This is a genomic window from Halomonas sp. BC04, from assembly GCF_000568385.1.
In genome coordinates, this window is record NZ_AZQX01000049.1 from 1 (window position 1) to 20751 (window position 20751).

Consider the following 20751-nt stretch of genomic DNA (forward strand, 5'->3'; position numbering starts at 1 on the left):
TTCGAGGATCTGCGGCTCCTGGAGCAGTTTCTTGATGAAACCGCGTAGCTCATTGATGACACGAGTCTTCTGGATTTCAGATGCGGACATGGCGGTCTCCTTGTGATGATAGCCGTGTCGGTGATGGCGTGACGATAGCATGTTTGATGGTGGACGGGAGAGGCCAGGGTTCCTGTTCTGGGTCAAGAACGGCAACTGTTGGGACAGCGTTTACACGGAATCTATTGGACAAAACGACAAGCTCGGTTACGCTATCTTACAAATCATGCGGCTGTCACAATAAAGACTGATCCGCTGCCATTCTGGCGGTTGATATCAGGTGATACTGAAGTGATCCACATAAGGCATCCCGGGTGTGCTGAAATCAGTACATAGAATGAATGGAGCTTATGCCATGATGCGGTGAATGCCTGTGGTAGCAGCCCATGTATATGGACGGGTCACCGGCCCGCAGGAATAGGTATGATGTCAGTGATAGGCATGATGTCAGTGATCATGATGTCAGTGATAGAACAGGTTTTGAAAGGGAATCGGGAAAGGATGCACCACCCCCCCCCATACTCCCATTGGGCGGGTGAGCCCCGAAATAACAATAATTCAAAAAATATTTCAAGCCGGACCATGCCCGCATGACGGGCGTCCGATCTCATGAAAAGGGAACACCATGAAAACGAACACCGATCTCTCCCGTGCCCGTCTGCTGGCCAAGGCTGTCGTGCTGGCACATCGTTGACTCTCCTTCCGATTACGGCTGCCGTGGCTCAAAGCCTTCCGCCGGGTATGGCAGCCCCGGGGTCTGCGACCTGCAGCAGGTGATTCGCCAGGCGCTGGCGACCAACCTGAAGTGCAAGCGGCCTGGAATGGCCTTAACGCCGCCGGCCACGATGTCGGTGTGGCTTCGCGGCAATTACCTGCCCAGTATCGATGTGGCGGCCGGCATAGGTCGCGAATATACCGAAGGGGATGGGCGCGGCAGCTACGATACCGACTTTGCCGAGTTGACCCTCAGCCAGATGATCTACGATGGCTTTGCAACGCGTAGCGAGGTCGAGCGTCTCGATCGTGCCAAGCTGGTGCGCTACTACGAGTTGCTGGGCGCCAGCGAGAACGTGGCCCTCGAAGCGGCCCGTGCCTATCTGGATGTCAGCCGTTACCGCGACCTGGTGCGCCTGGCCCAGGACAACTACGCCGACCATCAGCGTGTCTTCAATCAGATCGAGGATCGCGTGCGCTCCGGCGCCGGTCGCGGGGTCGACCTCCAGCAGATTTCCGGCCGTCTGGCACTGGCCGAGTCCAACCTGATGACCGAGGCCTCGAACCTGCACGATGTCACGGCACGGTACCAGCGCATCGTCGGCTCCCTGCCTGCCGAGAACCTCGCGCCGGCACCGCAGCTCGACGACCGCCTGCCGCCTTCGGTCGCCGAGGCGGTCAACCTGGCCTTCGAGGGTAATCCCGAGTTTCATGCCGCCATCGAGAATATCGAGGCGTCACGGGCCGAGCAGGCAGGCACCCGGGCGGGCTTCCAGCCACGGCTGGACCTGCGCGGCCGCACCGGCACCAATAACGAAAGCGGTATTGCGGGTCGTCGTGACCAGCACAGCATCGAGCTGGTGGCGAGCATGAACCTCTACCGTGGCGGCAGCGACCTGGCCTCCTTCCGCGCCGCCAGCGATCGTGTCGAGCAGTCGGTCAACCTGCGCGACAAGGCGTGTAACGATGTCAGGCAGACCACCCAGATTGCCTATAACGACACCCAGCGCCTGCGCGAACAGATGCAGTACCTGAACGAGCACCGCCAGTCCATCGACCGGGTTCGCGGCGCCTACCAGCAACAGTTCGATATCGGTGAGCGCACGCTGCTCGACGTGCTGGACAGCGAGAACGAATACTTCGAGGCCAGCCGTGCCTACGTCAACGCCGAATATGACGTGGTGCTCGCCGATGCCCGCACACTGGCGGCCATGGGACAGCTGATGCAGGTTCTGGGCGTGGCGCGTGACGACATGCCCAGCCTGGCGGAAATGGGCAGTGACGGCGTCGAGCTCGACCCCAGCGTGATCTGCCCGGTACAGGGCCCGGCCGGCTTCACACTGGCCGACCTGACCGGCGGCGTGAATGTCCCGGCGCCCGTCCGGGGGCCGGATGTCACCCTGTCGGCCGATGCCCTGTTCGCCATCAACAGTGCCGATCTGACCCCGAATGCCAGGAGTGAGCTCGATGCGCTGGTCAACCAGATTCGCGACCGGCAAGACCTTGGCGGCATCTTCATTGCCGGGCATGCCGATTCCACGGGCAGCGATGCCATCAACGATCCATTGTCCCAGCGGCGTGCCGACAGCGTTGCCGACTACCTGGTCAGCCAGGGCGTTCCGCGCAACCTGATCGAAACGCGGGGCTACGGCTCCCGCCAGCCCATTGCCAGCAACGATACGGCCCAGGGCCGTCAGCAGAACCGTCGTGTCGAGGTCACCCTGGAGACCCGCCAGGAGAGTGCCAACCGCCTCCAGCAGCAAGGCCGGCAGGCCGAGGCCGTGTTTGGCAGTGTGCCGAGCACGGCGGCGCAGGAGCCGGAGACKGCCGAGCRGATGATCGGGGTGACCACGGGCATTTACGCCAGCATTCCGCAGGAGCTGGCTGATGTCGAGAGCACCGAAGTGGCGGCTGTCGTGCCGCAGAATGCTGTGTTCCTGCAGGTGGCTGCGCTGTCACAGGAGGCCTCGGCTGCTGGCCTGCGCGATGAGCTGAGCCGCGTGCTGGAGCGGCCCGCTACCCTTGCCAGCGGCTCCGGCCTGCATCGGGTCCGCCTGGGTCCGATCGACTCCCGCGAACTGGATGAGCTCCAGCATCGGCTCGACCGGATGGGGTATCACGGTGCTTATGCGGTGCGTGGCTAGGGACGGGCGATGCACACCCTGTGAGCCCGGTTTCGGCCGGGCCATTGCCTGATGGCAGGCCGCACGTCCTGTGCGGCCTGCACCGTTCCCGCTTTCGCAAGAGGTGGCTGTGACCCTACAGGAAAACATTGAACCGGCGCCGGAGTCGGCCCGGTCAGCAGTGCGTGACGAACTGCTCGCCTGCCTGCAAAGTATCGCCCTTGCCCATGATCACGGTGTCACGGCCGAGTCCCTGACGGCGGGCCTGCCGCTCGAGGAGGGCAGGCTGACGCCAGGTGTCTTTCCCCGTGCAGCCAGCCGGGCCGGCATGACGGCAAGAATCGTCAAGAGCCGCCTGGTGCAGCTCAATCCCGCCCTCTTTCCCGTTGTCCTGCTGCTCGAGCCGGGACGGGCCTGCGTGCTCGTCGCCCTGGATATCAAGGCGCGGCAGGCACAGGTGATCTTCCCCGAGCTGGGGGACGCTGTCACCGAAGTGAACCTCGATGGCTTGCTGAGCAGCTACAGCGGCCAGGCCATCTATGTGCGTCCGCGTTTCCGTTTCGATCAGCGCGGTCCGGAAGTGAAGCAGCAGCGGGCTCGCCACTGGTTCTGGGGCGTCATTCGTGAGAACCGCAAGCTCTACCGCGATGTCATCATCGGCTCGCTCCTGATCAATCTCTTTGCTGTGGCCATGCCGTTGTTCGTGCTCAACGTCTACGATCGCGTGGTGCCCAACCAGGCGACGGAGACGCTCTGGGTGCTGGCCGCTGGCATCTTCGTCGTGCTCTGCTTCGACCTGGTGCTGCGCCTGATGCGAAACGCCTTCGTCGACCTTGCCGCCAGTCGGGCCGACGTCAAGCTCTCTTCCTCCATCATGGCCAGGGTGCTGGGCCTGCGCATGGAGGCACGGCCGGCGTCCACTGGCTCCTTCGCGGCCACCCTGCAGTCCTTCGAATCGGTGCGGGCCTTCATCGGCTCGGCGACGGTGGTCTCCCTGGTCGACTTGCCGTTCGTGCTGTTGTTTGCCGGCATCATTGCTTTGATCGGGCCGCCGCTGGTGCTGCCCGTGATTGCCGGCATCCTTTTTGTCCTGCTCTATGCCATGGCGGCCCAGGGCAAGCTGCATGAGCTTTCCGAGACCACCTGGCGGATCGGTGCGCAGCGCAACGCCACCCTGGTGGAGTCGATCTCGAACCTGGAGACCGTCAAGACCCTGCGTGCCGAAAGCCGTATCCAGGGCTCCTGGGAGAAGGCGAGTGCCTTCCTGTCGCGAACGGCCGCTCAGCTACGCCTGGTCAGCTCCTCGGTCACCAGTGTGGCGCAATGGGCGCAGCATAGCGTCGCCGTTTGCGTGATCATCATCGGCGTCTACCTGATCATCGACGGACAGCTGACCCAGGGGGGCTGATCGCCGCCTATCTGCTCTCCTCGCGGGCCATGGCGCCGGTCAGCCAGGCGGCGGCATTGCTGGCGCAATATCACCAGTCATCCACGGCCTTGCAGTCGCTCAATGGGGTGATGGAGCGGCCGGTGGAGCGGCCCGAAGGCAAGCAGTTCATCAGCCGGCCCGTTATTCGCGGTGAAATCCGCTTCGACAAGGTGACGCTGCGCTATCCGGATGAAGAGCGCGAAGCGCTGCGCGATATCTCGTTGAAGATCGAGGCCGGCGAGAAGGTGGCCTTGCTGGGGCGGGTAGGGTGTGGCAAGTCAACGCTGAACAAGTTGATGCTGGGCCTCTACCAGCCACCGGCGGGGCCGTTCTGGTCGATGGGGTGGACATTCGCCAGTTCGACCCCATCCAGTTGAGGCGCCATATCGGCTATGTGCCCCAGGACGTCAGCCTGTTCTTTGGTTCGCTTCGCGACAACGTGGTGGCGGGCGGGGGCAGCGATGGGGTGGATGACGAGGCGTTGCTGCGGGCGATAGAACTGTCCGGCCTGCAGGGCCTGGTCAACTCACATCCCCACGGCGTCGATCTTCAGGTGGGCGAGCGCGGCCAATCGCTTTCCGGTGGTCAGCGCCAGGCCGTTGCCATTGCCCGGGCACTGGTTCACGACCCCCAGATACTGCTGCTGGATGAGCCGTCCAGCGCCATGGACCATGCCAGCGAGGAGAGCTTCAAGGCGAATCTGCAGACCTATGCCAAGGGCAAGACCATGGTCGTCGTCACGCACCGAACGTCGTTGCTATCGCTGGTCGATCGCATCATCGTCATCGACGCCGGCAAGGTGGTCGCCGATGGTCCTCGCGACAAGGTGGTCGAGGCCTTGCGCAAGGGACAGATCGGGAGGGCCGGCTGATGGCGAAGCAGAAGGGACCCACTGCCGAACAGCAGGGCTTCGAGGCGATCGGACGATTTTCCGAGGCGGGGGGCAAGCCGTTTCGGCCATTCATCGACCGACTCTTCTCACGTCGGGTCACATCGGCCCATATCAACCGCGACTGGGCCAGCGACGCCGACTGGGCGCGCATGCAGCAGGATCCGATGCGTGCTCGGGCTTTCCTCTATACCTTTGCGCTCGCCGTGGCGGCGCTGATCACCTGGTCGTACTTCGCCTCCATCGACGAGGTAACACGTGGCACCGGGCGGGTCATCCCCTCCAGCCAGCTGCAGAAGGTGCAGACCTTCGACGGCGGTGTGGTGCAGGAGATCCTGGTGCGCGAGGGGCAAATGGTGGAGGCGGGCGAGGTGCTGATGCGCATCGATCCCACCCGCTTCGTAGCCACCTTCCGCGAAAACCGGGCCCAGGCCCTGACGCTGAAGGCCCGTGCCGAGCGTCTGCGCGCACTGATCACGGATACACCCTTTGATCCGGATGAGGAACTGCGTACCGAGGCGCCGCATATCGTGGCCCAGGAGCGCGAAGTCTACGAGAGCCGCCGCGAAGAGCTGCGTGAGCAGGAGAGCATACTTCGCGACCGTGTCCGCCAGCGCGAGGAGGAACTCAACGAGGCGAAAGCACGGCGGGATACCGCGCAGCGGGAAGCGAACATGGCCGGCCAGGAGCTGAACCTGACTCGGCCGCTGCTGCAGTCCGGCGCCGTTTCCGAAGTGGACATTCTGCGACTGGAGCGGGAGGTGTCCCGAGCCACCGGTGAGCGCAACCAGGCGGCTTCGGCGGTGGCACGTCTCGAGGCGGCGGTGGAGGAGTCCAGGACACAACTGCGAGAACTGGGTATCGAGCGGCGCAGCGACTGGCGCAACGACCTGGCCCAGACCCTGGGCGACCTCAATGCATTGGACGAATCCAGCGCCGGTCTCGAGGATCGGGTGCGCCTGGCGGAGGTGCGCTCCCCCGTGGCCGGCGTGGTACAGCGCCTGGCGATCAACACCATCGGTGGGGTGGCACAGGCCGGCCAGGAAATCGTTGACATCGTGCCCAGCGACGACCAGTTGCTGGTCGAAGCACGAATCGCCCCGCAGGACATCGCCTTCCTGCGCCCCGGGCAGCCCGCAACGATCAAGTTGACCGCTTATGACTTCGCCATCTATGGCGGCCTGCAGGCCGAACTGGACCATATCAGTGCCGACACCATTACTGATGATGAAGGCAACACCTACTACCTGGTTCGCGTACGGACGGTCGAGGGCGAGGAGCTCGCGGGTGAGCTGTCGGTGATACCCGGCATGACCGCCCAGGTTGATGTCATGACCGGCAAGCGCACTGTAATGCAGTATCTGCTCAAGCCCGTCCTGCGGGCATGGAGCGATTCCATGGGAGAGCGTTGATGGCACATTTCTTCGTTTGTCACGGACGCGACGAGATACCTCGCTGGCGCTTGGCATTTCCCGACTCGAGCTGGGTGGGGCCGACTCAGGCCCTCGAGCAGGCGGGACGGGGCGACCTGGCATGGGTCATGAGCAACCTCGACGGCTGGGAGGCGCTGGTGCGGGATCTCGCCAATCGAGGGGCAACCCTGATTGTACTGAGCTACACCCCAGAGCCAGCGCAAGCATCACTCGCCCTGAATGCCGGTGCTCGCGGCTATGCCCATGCACTTTCCCCGGCGGCACTGTTGCGTCAGGTGGCGCTGGTTACCACCAATCAGGGTATCTGGGTTTTGCCCGAACTGCTGAGCAGCGTGGTAGGGGGCACCTTCAAGGCGCTGGGAGGCCGAGCGCGTATGCATGGCGATACCCTGGCGGCGTTGACCGAGCGGGAGCGGGTAGTGGCTCTGGCCGTGGCCGAAGGCAAGAGCAACAAGGTCGTCGCACGGGAGCTCGATATCACGGAACGGACCGTCAAGGCGCATCTGGGGGCGATATTTCGCAAGCTGGGAGTCCGGGATCGCATGCAGCTGATTCTTCAGCTAGCCAAGCAAGAGGCAAAGGCGCTTGATGTGGATCAATAAGACTTAGTGTTTCTGGCTGAGCCCCGTAGCACATGAGACTGACTGGAGTCATGATGACCAGTAACATGATGTAACTCGTTTCGTGTCACTGGTCATTGCCTTCGGAGGGCCTCGCCATGCGCATTGCAACCATTCACTCCCTGCAGGGGCAGGCCTGGGCGAGAAGCGCTGAGGGTCAGCTGCGGGAGTTACGCTTGGGTGATTCCCTCGAGTCGGGGGAGGTATTGTTGACGTCGCCTGGGGGGCAAGTGGTTCTCACCTTTCCCCAGGCGGGGGAGCCGGTTCTCGTAGGAGGCGGTACCGAACTCCTGATCAGCCAAAGCCTGGCAGACGGCGATCAGGACCCTGACAGTGCACTCCTTGATGATGCGGAACTAGAGAGCTTGCTTGCTGCACTCGACGACCCCAGCATCGATCTTTTCGATATCCTGGATCCTGCCGCTGCAGGGCTTGCTGCTGGTGCCGGTGAAGCGGGCGGGCATGGTTTCGTGCGTCTGCCGCGGATTGTCGAGAATCTTGACCCAGTGAACTTCGACTTCGGTCAGCCAGGGGCAGCAGTCGATGCGCCGCCCCCGAGTGAAGGCACTGTTGCCACCGTGCCGGAAGATGCCCCTGAAGCGCCTCCCGCTCCCGGTGATGTCGATGATCCGACAGACCCGACAGACCCGACAGATCCGGAAGATCCAGCGGACCCGGAAGATCCGGAAGATCCGGAAGACCCAGTGGACCCGGAAGACCCAGTGGACCCGGAAGATCCAGTGGACCCGGAAGACCCAGTGGACCCGGAAGACCCAGTGGACCCGGAAGACCCAGTGGACCCGGAAGATCCAGTGGATCCGGAAGATCCAGTGGATCCGGAAGATCCAGTGGATCCGGACGACCCCGGTGTTCCTGTGATTCTGTCCTTCACAGGCCATACCGTTGGTGCGAGTGACGGGCAAGGGACCCTGGGCAATGCCCGGGAGCTCAAGGAGACCGGCTCGCAGAGTGCCGCGGCAGTACTCTCGCAATCCGGCTTCTACTCCGTCGACCATCAGGGCCAAAACGACCCGGATGCCATCGAGGCCGGTGAGGCACTGTTGTTCGAACTGAGTGGCCTCGCCACGGCAGCCACCTTCGAACTCGTCGGACCTATCCATGGTGCAACCTATAACCTCTACGACAGCGACGGGGCGTTCTTCGACAAGGGAAGCCTAGGGGACCTGGTGATGCAGGATGGACTCGTCGTCATCGAGCATGCCCAGCCGTTTGCCTTCATCGCCTTTCTCGGCGGCACGACCGGCCCCGGTCAATCCGGAACAGGCAGCGCCTTCTCGGTGAGGCCTGTCGAACTTGACCTGGCTATTGCTCCAGACGCTGATTCCCTCGATAAAACCAGTGTCGAGACCTTCGGCTGGACGTTGGGTGGAGAGGAGGAGTCGCTTTCTACTGACGAGAGCATCTCCAGTTATCGGTTGGGCGACGGCGATTCGCTTGACCTGCGAGATTTGCTCAGCCAGTGGGATGGAGGTAGCGACACGTTGGACCATTTCCTTCAGGTGACGGCCGCTGAGGATGGCGATACCTATTTGCATCTCAGCGCCAGTGGCGCCTTTGATGCAGGAGAGCTGTTTCTTGCCGACCAGCTGATACTTCTGGAAGGCATCTCTTATCATGGGAGCGTTCTGCAACAGCTGATTGAAGACAACCAGATCGAAATCGAGTAGCGAAGAGCTTGCTCAATCAAGTCCAGAAGGCCCGGCACTGTGAGCTGAACTGCCGGGCCTTCTGGTCATTGCAGGGTTTTCGCCTGCGTCGCCTCACTGTCCATCGGTCCAATACTTTTGTATGCGTTCGTAACCTACAGTGACCGCATAAGCCACAAATGGGTCGTCCCAAGCTATCGGGTCATTCCTGTTTGGCACTGATAAAGACTAGTTCGCAGGGAGTCACTTCATGAGCATTGCTACTGTCGTATCCATCTCCGGTCAGGCCTGGGCGCGCGACGCCGATGGCAACATGCGTGAGCTTCGCGTGGGTGACACCCTGGCCGAGGGCGAATCGCTGATCACGTCCGATAACGGTCGGGTCGAGCTCGATTTCGCCGACAACCTGGACCCGACTGTCATCGAAGGCGGCCAGGTAGTCGCCATGACCCCCGAGCTCGATGCCGACCTGCCCGTGGACGCGGGCGAATTCAGCGCGCTGGATGAAGATCTGGAAGCCCTGCTCGCCGCCCTGGACGATGACGACGTAGACCTGCTCGACGTGCTCGACGCCACCGCAGCCGGTGCTGGCCCGGGTGGCGGCGCCGATGGTGGCCATAGCTTCGTGCAGCTGGCGCGTATCGCGGAAAATGTCGATCCGCTGGCCTTCGAGTTTGGCATGGGCGAGTTCGACGGGCCGCCGGAAACCGAAGGGGCGGGCCTGCTACTGGCGGAAGCGGAAGACGAAGTGGAAGAAGTGGTTATTGCTCCCACTGCCGGCGAAGTCGAGATTCTCCTTTCCGACCAGCTGCTGAACACGGAAGAAGGTTCTACCACGTCGGGCGTGTTGCCCTTCAGCTTCGGTTCCGGTGGCGGTGGCAGCGTCACCTTTGCCAGCATGGATGGTGTCGAAAGTCAGGTTGGGCGAGAAACGCTTCGCTACAGCTGGGATGAAGACACCAATACCCTTTCTGCCTTCTCTGATGAGCGGGAAGCGCTGATATTCACTGTCGAAGTCAATCCCACCACCGGCGAGTTCACCGTCACCCAGCACACCAATCTTCTGCATGAAGAGGGTCTGGATGAGGCGCTGACGGGACTTACCTACACCGTGGTAAGTAGTAGTGGAACGGCGACGGGGACACTTAACCTGACGATTATCGACGACATGCCGAGCCTTGATCTGAGCGACGTCGACCTCAGTGATGTCAGCTTCGAGACCCAGGATGCCGAGACCATCGACGGCACCTCCGTGGCCACCGCCAGCGTGGCGGCGGCCTTCACGCTGCGGTGGATGCCAGCTACGGTGCCGACGGCGCCGGCAGCACCGTGATCAGCGACTACGCTCTGACCCTGGGCGAGATCGACCATGGTCTGGAAAGCGGCGGTGAGCCGGTTGTCTTTACTCAAGACGCCAGCGGCGTGATCACCGGCAGCACGGCGGATGGCACTGAAGTGCTGCGCATCGAGATTGCCAGCGACGGCACTGTTACCGTGACCCAATCCGCGGCGGTTGATCATGACGAACAAGGTCCTGACAGCCTGAGTCTGCCGACCGGTCTGGTGGGCGTTGAGGCCACGGTCACCGTCACCGACGGCGATGGTGACGTGGTCAGCGACACCCTGAGCGCGGATCTCAGTGGCAGCATCACGATCGTCGACGACATGCCGAGCCTTGACGAAGACGCCCTGGCGGACTTCGACCTGACGTTCAGCGTGAATGAAGCTGGTCTGGTAGAGAACAGCACGGTCAGTGACAGCGTCAACATGCGTGACGCCATCAACGCTGCGGGCCTGATTAACTACGGCGCCGATGGCAAGCAGGTCGGTAGCCTGACGCTCAGCCTGACGCTGAGCGAGGACGGAGCGGCTTCGGGCCTGTCCGCCCTGGATCCCGACAGCACCAACGCAGGTGAATCCATCCTGCTGCGTACCGGTAGCAACGGTGAGATTGAAGGCTACACCGCCTCCGACAATGAGGTGTACTTCACCCTGGAGCTGGTCGGTGACGAGCTGGTGTTCACCCAGCTGCAGGCAATCTGGCACGACGATCCTACCGGGGCCGATACCGAGACCCTGAGCCTGGCCAGTGGCGTGATCACCCTTGAGTTCACCGGCACCGACGGTGACGGCGATACCGTCAATGGTGCGATCGACCTGGGTTACGCGGCCACCTTCACCATTGTTGACGATGTGCCGGAGTTTGGCACACCTGAGGACGTATCACTTGGCCTGCTCCCCGGCATCCCGGTAGTAGGCAACCTTGATCTGGCCATAGGTGCCGATCTGGATGGGGCTCAGATCTCGAGTGCAAGCCTGTTTTCCGATGAGCAGGGCTATGTCCAGGTGCGTTATGAGGAGGGTGGGGTGGAGACCATCACCTACCTGACCTCGGGTGGAAAGAAACTGGTTTTCGAATTCGATGTCGAGAATCAGCAGCTTATCGCTTTCAAGGAAGGTGATAACTCCAGCAACCCCGTGCTCACCATTGACATGAGTGTCGGTGACAACCAGTACGTCGTCAGCGTCTTGCAGCCGCTCGATCCCGTTGCGGTCAGCTTCACCACAGAGACCATCGGCAACCAGGGCGGGGGTATCGATGGCGAGCTTCTCATCAGCAACCCGAATCTGTCCGCTCAGTTCACAGGCGTGGGCGGACCGGTCAACTGGTCGACCAACGGCATCGGTGTCGGCAACAACCTGATTGGTGCTGGCCAGACGCTGATCGCACAGTTCAACCAGTCCTTGACGGAGCTGTCCTTTGAAATGGGCAACACCGGAGCGTTGAGCTGGGAGGTCTTCAGCAATGGCGTTTCTGTAGGTGTCGGTAGCGGCACAACCGCTTCCGCTTCGGGCGGCTTCGATGAAATCCGCTTCTACGGAAGTTCCGGCGGTGGCCAGTACAACGTCAATAACTTCAAAGGTGTGTTCCTCGATGCCGAGCTTGGCTTCACGCTACCTGTCGATGTCGTTGCAGTCGACGGAGACGGAGACGCCACAGATGGATCGTTCAATATCGGCTTCCAGCCTGGTGAAGTACCGCCGCTGCCCGAGCTGCCCTCGATCCTGGGCCTGACCGCCACTGATGTGACGGTCAACGAGAAATACCTCGAAGGCGGTACGGCCGAGGGTGCAGGAGAAGCGGCGGATAGCGGTAGCTTCACCCTCTTCGCGCCAGAAGGCATCGACTTGCTGCTGATCGCAGGGAACAAGATTTCCGGCGATGGGGAGCAGCAGGGCAACAAGGTCAAGCTCTCGCTGGCCGACCTGGAGTCGCTGGCAGCCGGCAACGCCATCATGATCGAGACGCCCGAAGGCAATACCTTGGCCCTGACCGGCTACGACGCCGGAACGGGTGAGGTGAGCTACAGCTTCGAGCTTGGCGGTAACGTAATCCACGAACCTGGCGAAGGTCGCAACGAGCTGGATAAAGAGGGCATCCAGCTCGAACTGGTCGATGGTCTGGGGCACATTGCCTACGGCACTATCGATGTAGTAGTGGTCGATGATATTCCAGAGAAGAACCACATCAGTGATGTGGATAACGAGATCGTTATTGACGATTTTCAAGTCACGGATATTTCAGGAACTTGGAAAAACGCACAAGGTGGAAGTTCAAGTGTTGTAAACCATTTGGTATCCAATGGCACAGGCATCGTTTGGGGTGGTACCAACTTCAATAACGGCTCGGGCTATAAGTTTGAGTATGCCTCTACGGTAGACATCGAGGCCAGTGCCGTCTCAGGCGAGCCGGTCAGTTTGGGTAAATTCACCCATGTAAACCAGCCGATTGCGTCTGGTACCGCGATCAATGGTGTTACCCTTGAGCTGACCATTGAGGTGATGCTGAACGGCGTTGTCTTCAGCATTCCAGTCGAGGTGGTGCTCGATCACGATGAAACACCAAACAATTGGCATCCCCCTACCGATCCTCGAAATGACGATATCGTGACGATCGAGAGTGTGACCATCACTGATCAGGAGGTACTAGAGCAGCTTGAGGCCGCTGGTTATAAGTTCGATATTCCAGGGTTCATGGCGAATGGGAAGCTGGTCAAGGTGGTGGAGACCACGGAAACCGATTCAACCTCGTTTGAACTCTTTGCATCGGTTAGCTATGTGAGCGATGACCTTGTTGATTCGGAAGGTGAATTTGAGGTTATCTGGGGTGCGGATGGTCCCGCAGATGAGGATGATCCGAGTACTGCCTCCCCAATTACCTTCACCGGCGCCGACGGTCAGGAAGTCGAGCTGGATGCCGATGGAAAAGCAGAGATCGTGGGTGAGTACGGTACGCTGAGCGTTACCGTTGTCGATGGCAAGGTCTCCTATGAGTACACCCTGTCGACAGCCGGGCGTGAAAAGCTCAAGGCGGATGGGTCGTTGGAGGAAAAGGGGCTCCAATACACCCTGACCGATGCAGATGGCGACCGAGTCACCAGCCAAATTAACTTTGAGTTCACTGCGGTCAGCGCTCCAATCGAGCTGGTAAATAGCAGTAATGATGCTTTTATCGACCTGATCGACCAAACAGGCGAACCAGATGTATTTATGTCGGAAATCTCCGCGACTGCAGGTGCTCTGGGTGGCACTAATACCAGCTCCAACGATGAGGAGTTCCATATAGCGAGTGGCCAAAGCGGCCAGGTCAGCTTCAGTGTTGATGCAACTCGCAGTAGTTCCGTCTCTTGGAAGCTATTCGATGACTCTGGTCAGGTGATTGAGCAGGGCAGCAGAGACTACGCCGGCCTGGTTGAGCTTCAGGTATTGGGTGAGGGTTCTTATCGTTTGGAAATTACTGCCTCGGGCTCTGGGGGTGGTTTCATAAGTGGGCGCGGCAAGGCTGAGGCTAGCGATATCCACTTGGTGACCTTCTCTCAAGTGCTCGAGTCCTTCCCCGTGGCGGGTAACTTGTTCGCAGAAGAGGGCGTATTCTTCGGTAGCAACGATACCCGACTTGAGGTTGAAAAGGACGGGAGCTTAGAGGAGGTCATGGAAGGGACGACGATTGATGGCCAGTACGGCACTCTGATCTTGAACCCGGATGGATCCTATTCCTACACGGCGAATCCGTCCCTCGAGAGCCTGGGCAGTGTCGAGCAGTTCACTTATCAGGTGGTGAATTCCAACGGCGACTCTGCGATGGCAACACTCGCGATTCGCCTGGACAGCAACACCGAAAGCGTAGTTTGGGGGACCGATGCCGATGACACACTCGAAGGAACGGCTGGAAATGACATCATTGTAGGCGGTGCCGGTGACGATATTCTGGTGGGTGGAGAAGGTGCAGATACCTTCAAGTGGAATTTTGGTGATCAAGCCGTAGAGGGCGAGGTGGCTGCGAGGGATACGGTTGTGGACTTTGATACGGGGATCTTCGGGGAAGATGCTGAAGCTGATAGGCTAAGCCTCTCCGACCTCCTCCAAGGCGCCACTGATGACACGATTGGTGACTACATCACGGCTGAACAGAGTGAAACGGGTGTTCTGCTCAAGATTAGTAGTGGGGGGGCAGGATCAACTGTGGACCAGGAAATCATGCTGAATGGTGTGGCTTTCGGGGAGGGGCAGACAGGAGGGCAGTTCATTCAGGACCTGCTTGCTAATGGTCAGCTTCAGATCGACTAGTAAACCGTCTATTAGCTAAGGCCTGCGTGCCCTGCCTGAAGACTCAGGCAGGGCATTTTGTTATCCTTCGGTAATGTTCTGCGAGGGCATCATCATGTTCATCAAGCGCGACGAGTCGGGTCAGGTCGTTCAGGTCAGCCGCGAGGCGACCGACGAGTGCAAGGAATTCATGCCACCCTCTTCGCCGGAGCTGCAGGCCTTTGTTTCCGACGATGAAGACCTGGAGAGCATGGCGCTGTCGAAGTCGGACCTGGCCTTTGTCCGGGTATTGGAGGATGTGATCAACGTCCTGATGGAGAAGAGCGTGATCAGCTTCACTGATCTGCCGGAACCCGCCCAGCAGAAGCTGATGGAGCGTCAGTCGCTGCGCAAGCGATTGAATAGCGTGGGCCTGATGTCGGAATCGGATGACGATAATGGGGTGATCTGAAGCGGCTCTTATATTATTAAGCGTCAGCCCATTCAGGCAAGCGCCAAGTCCAGACATGAAACAGCCGGCGCATGAGCCGGCTTTTTTTCGTATATAGCCTGGCGATCACCAGGCGACTTTTTCCAGCCAGCCTAATCCAGTTCCTCTTGGTCTTGGCGTACGCCGGGGCCGGTAACGCCATCCATGCCCAGTTCGAATAGCACGGTGGCAGCGCTGCGTGATTCCACCCCTTCGGCGATCGCCATGATGCCCAGTGAATGGGCGAGGGTGCACATGCCGCGCAGCAGGCTCTGCTGCTGGCTCTGGTTCTCGATATCCTGGCTCAGTGACGCATCGAACTTCATGAAGGTCAGGCCCAGGTCCTGGAGGCCCTCGATCTTCCCGAACTGGGTGCTGACGTGTTCCAGGCCGAGTCTGCAGCCCAGTGGCAGCAACTCCTTGCATAGGATCTGCAGCGCCTTTGGCTGTTGCATTGCGATCGATTCGGGCAGTTCGAACCACAGCCGGGTAGCGCAATCCGGTCGGGAGCGAACCCGGGAGATCAATTCACTGACAAAACGACCATCTCGCAACGAGTGCGCGGAGAGGTTGACGCCGACGGGCTTGCTGCTTGACTCGGTGTCTTCCAGTGCCGCTGATACCACGGCCAGGTCCAGCTCTGCCGACATGGCGAGGCGCGACACCCAGGGCAGGAAGACGCCGGCTGGCTGCCACTCCTCCTTCAGGCGCAGCCGGGAGGGGACCTCATGGTGGATCAGGTGCCCCTTGGGATCGAGTACCGGGTAGTGGGCCAGGAAGACCCCCTGGCCCAGCGCTTGTTTCAGCGCCTGGCGCCACTCTTCATGACTGGTGTAGAGCACGCTGCTGGCAGGTATGGTCAAGATGACCTGGCCGCTCTGTTCCTGGCTTTCGGCAGCCGCCAGCGCGCCATCCAGGCTCGCCAGCAGCGCGGCCCGGCTCTCGCCCTGGGTGTATTCACACAGGGCCGAAGGCAGCGAAATGGCGTCACCATGCTCTGCGGAAAGGCTTTCAAGATATGTCTTCAGCTCGCTGCCAAGGGTTTCAAGGTCATGCTGGCGAGGCACGATCATCGCGAAATCGCTACCGTTCAGCCGCCCGACCTTGCCGTCTCCGGAGAGGTGGGCCAGCTGTTTCAGGCTACGGGCCACCTTTGCCAGTAGCGCATCGGTCGCCACATGGCCGAGCTGCTGATTGACCTCGGCCAGTCGGGCCACTCGCACCAGGGCCAGTGTGCCGCTGGCATCGTCGCTGTCACTACGAAGGTGCGCTTGTAGCTGATCGAGGAAGGGGCCCCGGGTGGGTATGGCGGTAACGGCATCGTTCTGTAACCGCCGGCGCAGCTGGTCGAGCTTGTCGCTCTCTTCCCCTAGCATCTGGCGTACGGCACCTGACAGCCGGTTCATGGCCTGCACCACTTCGCGCAGCTCCAGGGTTCTGGGTTCTCTGGCCGTGGCGAAGCGCCGCTCGCCGATCGCCCGGGCCTGCGAGACCACGTCGCGCAGCGGGAGGCGAATGGTGCGCACGATCCAGCTCGCCAGCAGCAAACTGATCACACCGGCAATGGCAAACCAGCCGGCCAGTTCAAGGCTGCTTCGCCACAGCGAGCGGTAGGCAAAGCTGTGCTGACTTTCCAGCTCCAGCGTGCCGTACTGCTGCCAGCCATCCTGAACCACGGCCTGGCCGGCTGGGATGTCGAAACGGACCAGATCGACGAACCAGCCCGGCACATCTTCGATGTGATCGTTGGCAATGCGCTGCTCGATGATCTCGCCTTCGGGGTCGCGAAGCTCGATGCGTCGATAGTGGCCGGTGTCGAACTGGGCGGCCAGCAGCAGTTCCAGGCTCACGGGGTCCTTTTCCATCTGGCTCATGGAAAGTGCCAGCGCGTTGGCGTTGTCGGTATTCTTGATGCGAATTTCCTGCTCGATATAGTGGCGGCTGCTCGTCACGCCGATGAGCAGGCTGCCGACGAACGCCAGCAGCAGCAGTACCACGATGGTCAGCCAGAGCTGCTTTATCAGTGACATCTCGGTTATTCCTCCGCCTGGGGTTGGCACCCCTGTTTTTTATGTCGACCGCTTTTCCGAATCATCCGATGAACCTTGATCCTGCATCCGCCCGATCACGCTGCGCCAGCGTGACAGCCTGGCTACCGGGTCCGCACGAGACTGGGTGGAACCGCCGGCCCACAGGCCTTCACTGTTGAAACTGAAGACAGGGTCCAGGTCGGTGCGCTGGGTGGCCGGGGTGATGGACGGCACCAGGTTGTCGAGGATCAGGGGTACGGCAGTGGGGCGCTCGTAGTAGCCGAGGACCATGTGTGCCTGAACGATCTGGCTGCGACCGATGCGGGCGCGTACATAGATCATCCGCAGTCGGTCGCCGGGCACGTCCAGCTCCTTCAGGGAGACGTACTTGGCGATGGAGTAGTCCTCGCAGTCGCCCTGGCCCTGGCCCATGGTTTCCAACGGCGTGGCCCAGTGGTCCTCTGCGCCCCAGTTGTCGATGTCGTCCACCCAGCGCACCCGACGATTGAAGAAGTCGTTGACCTCCCGCAGTTGGTTGTCGAGAGGGGCCCTGTTCAATCGGTCAAGCAGCGCAAACCAGTCCTCCAGGATTCGCAGCCCCTGCTGGCCATACAGTCGCTGCATGCTCTCGCGCAGCCTGCCGCGGTTGATGCGGGCCTCCAGCGGAGCCGGTTTGAGCCCTAGTCCGGCAGCCAGCAACAGGGAACCAAGGCCTGCCAGGAAGTGGCGGCGACCGGGCCTGAAGAAGTGTCGGTTGTGTCGATGGGGCATCTGGGAGCCGGATTGTTTAGTTCTGTAATGCTGCGTTTCGATGAGTATAAAGGAGTGAGGAGAACAGAACGACCCGCATGATGATCGTCATGCGAAGGTATGGCGGATAGACCGTTGTCGTCGACATTGCCTACCCCTTGCCGGGCCCCTGCCATACCCTCAGCCGCCCAATCCAGGTCAGCTGTCGGGAGGCGTCACGCAGTTCGCTGGCCGCATCGTCCAGGCTCTGGTTGGCGGGAAGCCGGCGAACATAGATCGAGACATCGACCTGGTTGTCGAGATAGTGCAGGTCGAGGGCGACGCGGCTCTGCCATACCGCACAGCGCGACCAGGCCTCATCGAGCACCCCTTCCACGTCGCGGCGAAGGGGCAGGCCGGGGCGCAGGCTGTGCTCTGTCTCGCCTGCGTCGTCTTCGGGGTCGATATGGAAGGTGACATCGGCCAGGTTGGGAAAGGCGTCTCGCAGCCGCCGGCTCACCGCATTGCCGATCTCGTGGGCCTCGGAGACGGTCAGTCGCGGGGCGACGACGATATGCAGGTCGAGTATGGCCTGGCTGCCCAGCGAGCGGGTGCGCAAATCGTGGACGCCGTGAACGCCGGGCACCGCTGCGGCAACCGATTGCATCGCGTCGCGCTCATCTTCCGGGAGGGCGGTGTCGATCAGCTCCCGGCTGGATTCCCACAGCAGGCGACCCCCCACCTGGCCGACCATGACGCCGACCACGATGGCGGCCAAGGCGTCCACCCAGCCGGCACCGAACTGCGCGGCGACCAGGGCGATCAATACCACCACGGTGGAGAGAGCGTCCGAGCGGGAGTGCCAGGCATTGGCTTCCAGCAGGCGCGAATTGACCCGCTTGGCGATGCGCAGCGTGTAGCGGAAGATCCACTCCTTGGCGAGCAGGGCGATCACGGCAACGCCAATGGCCCAGATCCCGGGGGCGGGAATCGGCTCGCCGACCAGCAGGCGGTTGAGGCTGGCCCAGGCGATGCCGCCGGCCACGAAGATCAGCACGCTCCCGAGCCATAGGGTGGCAAGGGTCTCGATGCGGCCATGGCCGTAGGGGTGGTTGCTGTCCGGCGCCTGGCGGCCGAAATGGGTGGCGGCCAGGACGAAGCCGTCGGTCAACAGATCGGAAAACGAGTGGATACCATCCGCGACCAGTGCCGCGGAGCCCACCAGCCAGCCTGCCACGATCTTCATCAGTCCGATGACCAGGTCGACCATGGCGCCGACCAGGGTGGCCTTGTGGGCCTCCCGGGTCCGGGCGCCGTGGTCGGCAAGGGGGCTATTCACCCGTCATCCTTCAGCTCGCCTGCCTTGTTGCGCACCGGATTGGCGTACTGGGCCAGCCACCAGGGCCGCAGCTCGGCGGGTACGTCTTTCAGGCGCGCCTGGAAGCGTGCCCGGTCGACGTCGCTGACTTCGCTCATGTCCAGCAGCTCGGGAGCATCGCCGAGCGCCTCGAGGGCGAGGTAGTGGCTGGGAAAGAGCTGATAGCCGGCCACCACTTGGCGGTCGATCTCGTCGGCAACAGCTTCCGGCGTATCAAAGCTGGCTCCCAGGGGTTCGCCGAAGCGAAGCTGAACCCGGCCCTTGTGGCCTGTGATTCCGGCCACGATGGACTGGATATCCTCGAATTCGCTCTTGGCATAGCCGCCCTGGCTGTAAATGGCGTGCAGCTCCCGGGCCTTCTGCAGGTCGCAAGGGTCGTACTCGTAGCTGATCGATACCGGTACCATGCGCAGTTCGGCGATCGCTTCACCGATGGGTGCCTTGCGGTCCTCCTGGCGCCGGGCCATGGTCAGCATCTTGATGATGGCCGGGTCCGTGCGGTCGATGCCGTCCTTGGCCCGGCCCTCCCGCTGAGCCATCCAGATCGAGTGATTGTCCTCGGTGATGGAGTGGCGGATATAGGCGGAGAGCGACTGGAATGCGGCCAGCATGGCGCGCTTCCCGCGCAGGGCCCTGGGCACGATGAAGCTCTTGTTGAGCCGCATCAGGTCGGTGACATAGGGCTTCTTCAACAGGTTGTCACCAATGGCGATGCGGACCGTATCGCGACCGGCGCGATGAAGGCCGTAGTTGACGAAGGCCGGATCGAGGGAAATATCGCGATGGTTGCCGATGAACAGGTAGGCCGTGTCCTGCGCCAGGTGCTCCAGGCCCTCGACGCGGAGGTCGTCGGTGGAGGTGCGAATCATGCGCTCCATGTAGTAGGCCACGCGCATCTGGAAGTCGTGGACGCTGGCCACCCCACGGGTCTGACGACGGATGGCGTAGGAGGCAATGGCGCGGGCCAGAGCAGGTGCCAGCCGGTTGAGCCGAGGCAGCCGATAGCGCGTCAAGGCATCGAGCAGCTCCCGGTTATTGGCCAGCCGGGCCAGCACCTCGGCGACTTCGCTATCCTCGTAGGGTCGAATGTCGGCCCAGGGGTCCTGTTCCGGTACAGGCGTCACGCTTTGCTGTTCTGTCATCGGCGTCTTCTGTTTGACGGAGTCGGTCATGCGTTGCCCTGTAGCGACGCAGTAGAGGCTTCACCATCCAGCCAGCCGATCAGCTGTTCGATCTCTTCGGCGAGCGTCTGGGTCATCAGCATGAAGTCTGCCTCGAGTCTAACGACGGCATCGCCATCGTCTTCGGTTTCATTGGCCTCGTCGATCAGGGCATCGCTGAAGCGCAGGGACTTCAGGGCCAGGTCATCATGTAACACGAAGCTTAGCCGGCCTTCGATCTCCAGAGCCAGTCGGCTGGCCTGGCGGCCTGCCGCCAGCAACTGCTGGATCTCGTCGCTGTCCAGGTCGACCTGGCGGGCGCGCAGCACGCCGTCATCGCCCTTGGCCTTGAGTTCGACCTGGTCGCCGAGCTGCAGGGTGGCGGGTCGCGAGTCCTCTTCGGCGAGCCACTGGGTCATGGCCCGCATCGGCAGGGTCTGGGTGGCCAGCGGCGTCACCTTGAG

General features: G+C 61.5%; 12 protein-coding genes and 1 pseudogene. 8 read left to right on the forward strand and 5 right to left on the reverse strand.

What is annotated here, in order from left to right; genetic code table 11:
* Positions 1 to 689 precede the first annotated feature (689 nt).
* From Q427_RS28590 to Q427_RS03850, 8 genes and pseudogenes are all read left to right on the forward strand, one after another.
* Positions 690 to 2897 carry a TolC family outer membrane protein gene (locus Q427_RS28590; protein ID WP_231613385.1) on the forward strand — a complete coding sequence of 736 codons (2208 nt, stop codon included), beginning with the start codon at positions 690 to 692 and terminating at the stop codon, positions 2895 to 2897.
* 172 nt (positions 2898 to 3069) lie between these two features.
* Positions 3070 to 5176: pseudogene (locus Q427_RS03815) on the forward strand (type I secretion system permease/ATPase).
* The gene (locus Q427_RS03820; RefSeq protein WP_043511163.1) at positions 5176 to 6606 is read left to right on the forward strand and encodes an HlyD family type I secretion periplasmic adaptor subunit; all 1431 of its coding nucleotides are present in this window, start codon (positions 5176 to 5178) and stop codon (positions 6604 to 6606) included. Before Q427_RS03815 ends, Q427_RS03820 begins: the two are co-directional and overlap by 1 nt.
* The gene (locus tag Q427_RS03825) at positions 6606 to 7229 is read left to right on the forward strand and encodes a response regulator transcription factor (protein ID WP_043511165.1); all 624 of its coding nucleotides are present in this window, start codon (positions 6606 to 6608) and stop codon (positions 7227 to 7229) included. Before Q427_RS03820 ends, Q427_RS03825 begins: the two co-directional genes overlap by 1 nt.
* Positions 7230 to 7345: 116 nt before the next feature.
* Positions 7346 to 8935 carry a retention module-containing protein gene (locus Q427_RS30985; protein WP_155833447.1) on the forward strand — a complete coding sequence of 530 codons (1590 nt, stop codon included), beginning with the start codon at positions 7346 to 7348 and terminating at the stop codon, positions 8933 to 8935.
* A 229-nt stretch (positions 8936 to 9164) separates the two neighbouring features.
* Complete coding sequence (locus tag Q427_RS03840; protein ID WP_043511171.1) at positions 9165 to 10247, forward strand: retention module-containing protein; 1083 nt, start codon at positions 9165 to 9167, stop codon at positions 10245 to 10247.
* Positions 10244 to 14542 carry a DUF5801 repeats-in-toxin domain-containing protein gene (locus tag Q427_RS03845; RefSeq protein ID WP_155833448.1) on the forward strand — a complete coding sequence of 1433 codons (4299 nt, stop codon included), beginning with the start codon at positions 10244 to 10246 and terminating at the stop codon, positions 14540 to 14542. Before Q427_RS03840 ends, Q427_RS03845 begins: the two co-directional genes overlap by 4 nt.
* A gap of 94 nt (positions 14543 to 14636) precedes the next feature.
* Complete coding sequence (locus tag Q427_RS03850; protein WP_051496108.1) at positions 14637 to 14972, forward strand: hypothetical protein; 336 nt, start codon at positions 14637 to 14639, stop codon at positions 14970 to 14972.
* A 131-nt stretch (positions 14973 to 15103) separates the two neighbouring features.
* On the opposite strand, the gene Q427_RS03855 is transcribed toward Q427_RS03850, so the two are convergent.
* The 5 genes from Q427_RS03855 to Q427_RS03875 all read right to left on the reverse strand — a co-directional run.
* Positions 15104 to 17020: an EAL domain-containing protein gene (locus tag Q427_RS03855; protein WP_043511176.1), complete on the reverse strand. Its 1917-nt coding sequence runs from the start codon at positions 17018 to 17020 to the stop codon at positions 15104 to 15106.
* A gap of 39 nt (positions 17021 to 17059) precedes the next feature.
* Positions 17060 to 17791 (reverse strand): transglutaminase-like cysteine peptidase, encoded by a 732-nt coding sequence (locus Q427_RS03860; RefSeq protein ID WP_043511177.1) that lies wholly within the window; start codon positions 17789 to 17791, stop codon positions 17060 to 17062.
* A 130-nt stretch (positions 17792 to 17921) separates the two neighbouring features.
* Positions 17922 to 19088, reverse strand: a complete 1167-nt coding sequence (locus tag Q427_RS03865) for a cation diffusion facilitator family transporter (protein WP_043511179.1) — start codon at positions 19086 to 19088, stop codon at positions 17922 to 17924.
* Positions 19085 to 20269, reverse strand: coding sequence for a 1-acyl-sn-glycerol-3-phosphate acyltransferase (locus Q427_RS03870; protein ID WP_043511186.1), 1185 nt, complete (start codon positions 20267 to 20269; stop codon positions 19085 to 19087). Before Q427_RS03870 ends, Q427_RS03865 begins: the two co-directional genes overlap by 4 nt.
* Positions 20270 to 20295: 26 nt before the next feature.
* Positions 20296 to 20751: recombination-associated protein RdgC (locus tag Q427_RS03875; protein ID WP_043511181.1), on the reverse strand; the 456-nt coding region annotated here is incomplete at its 5' end.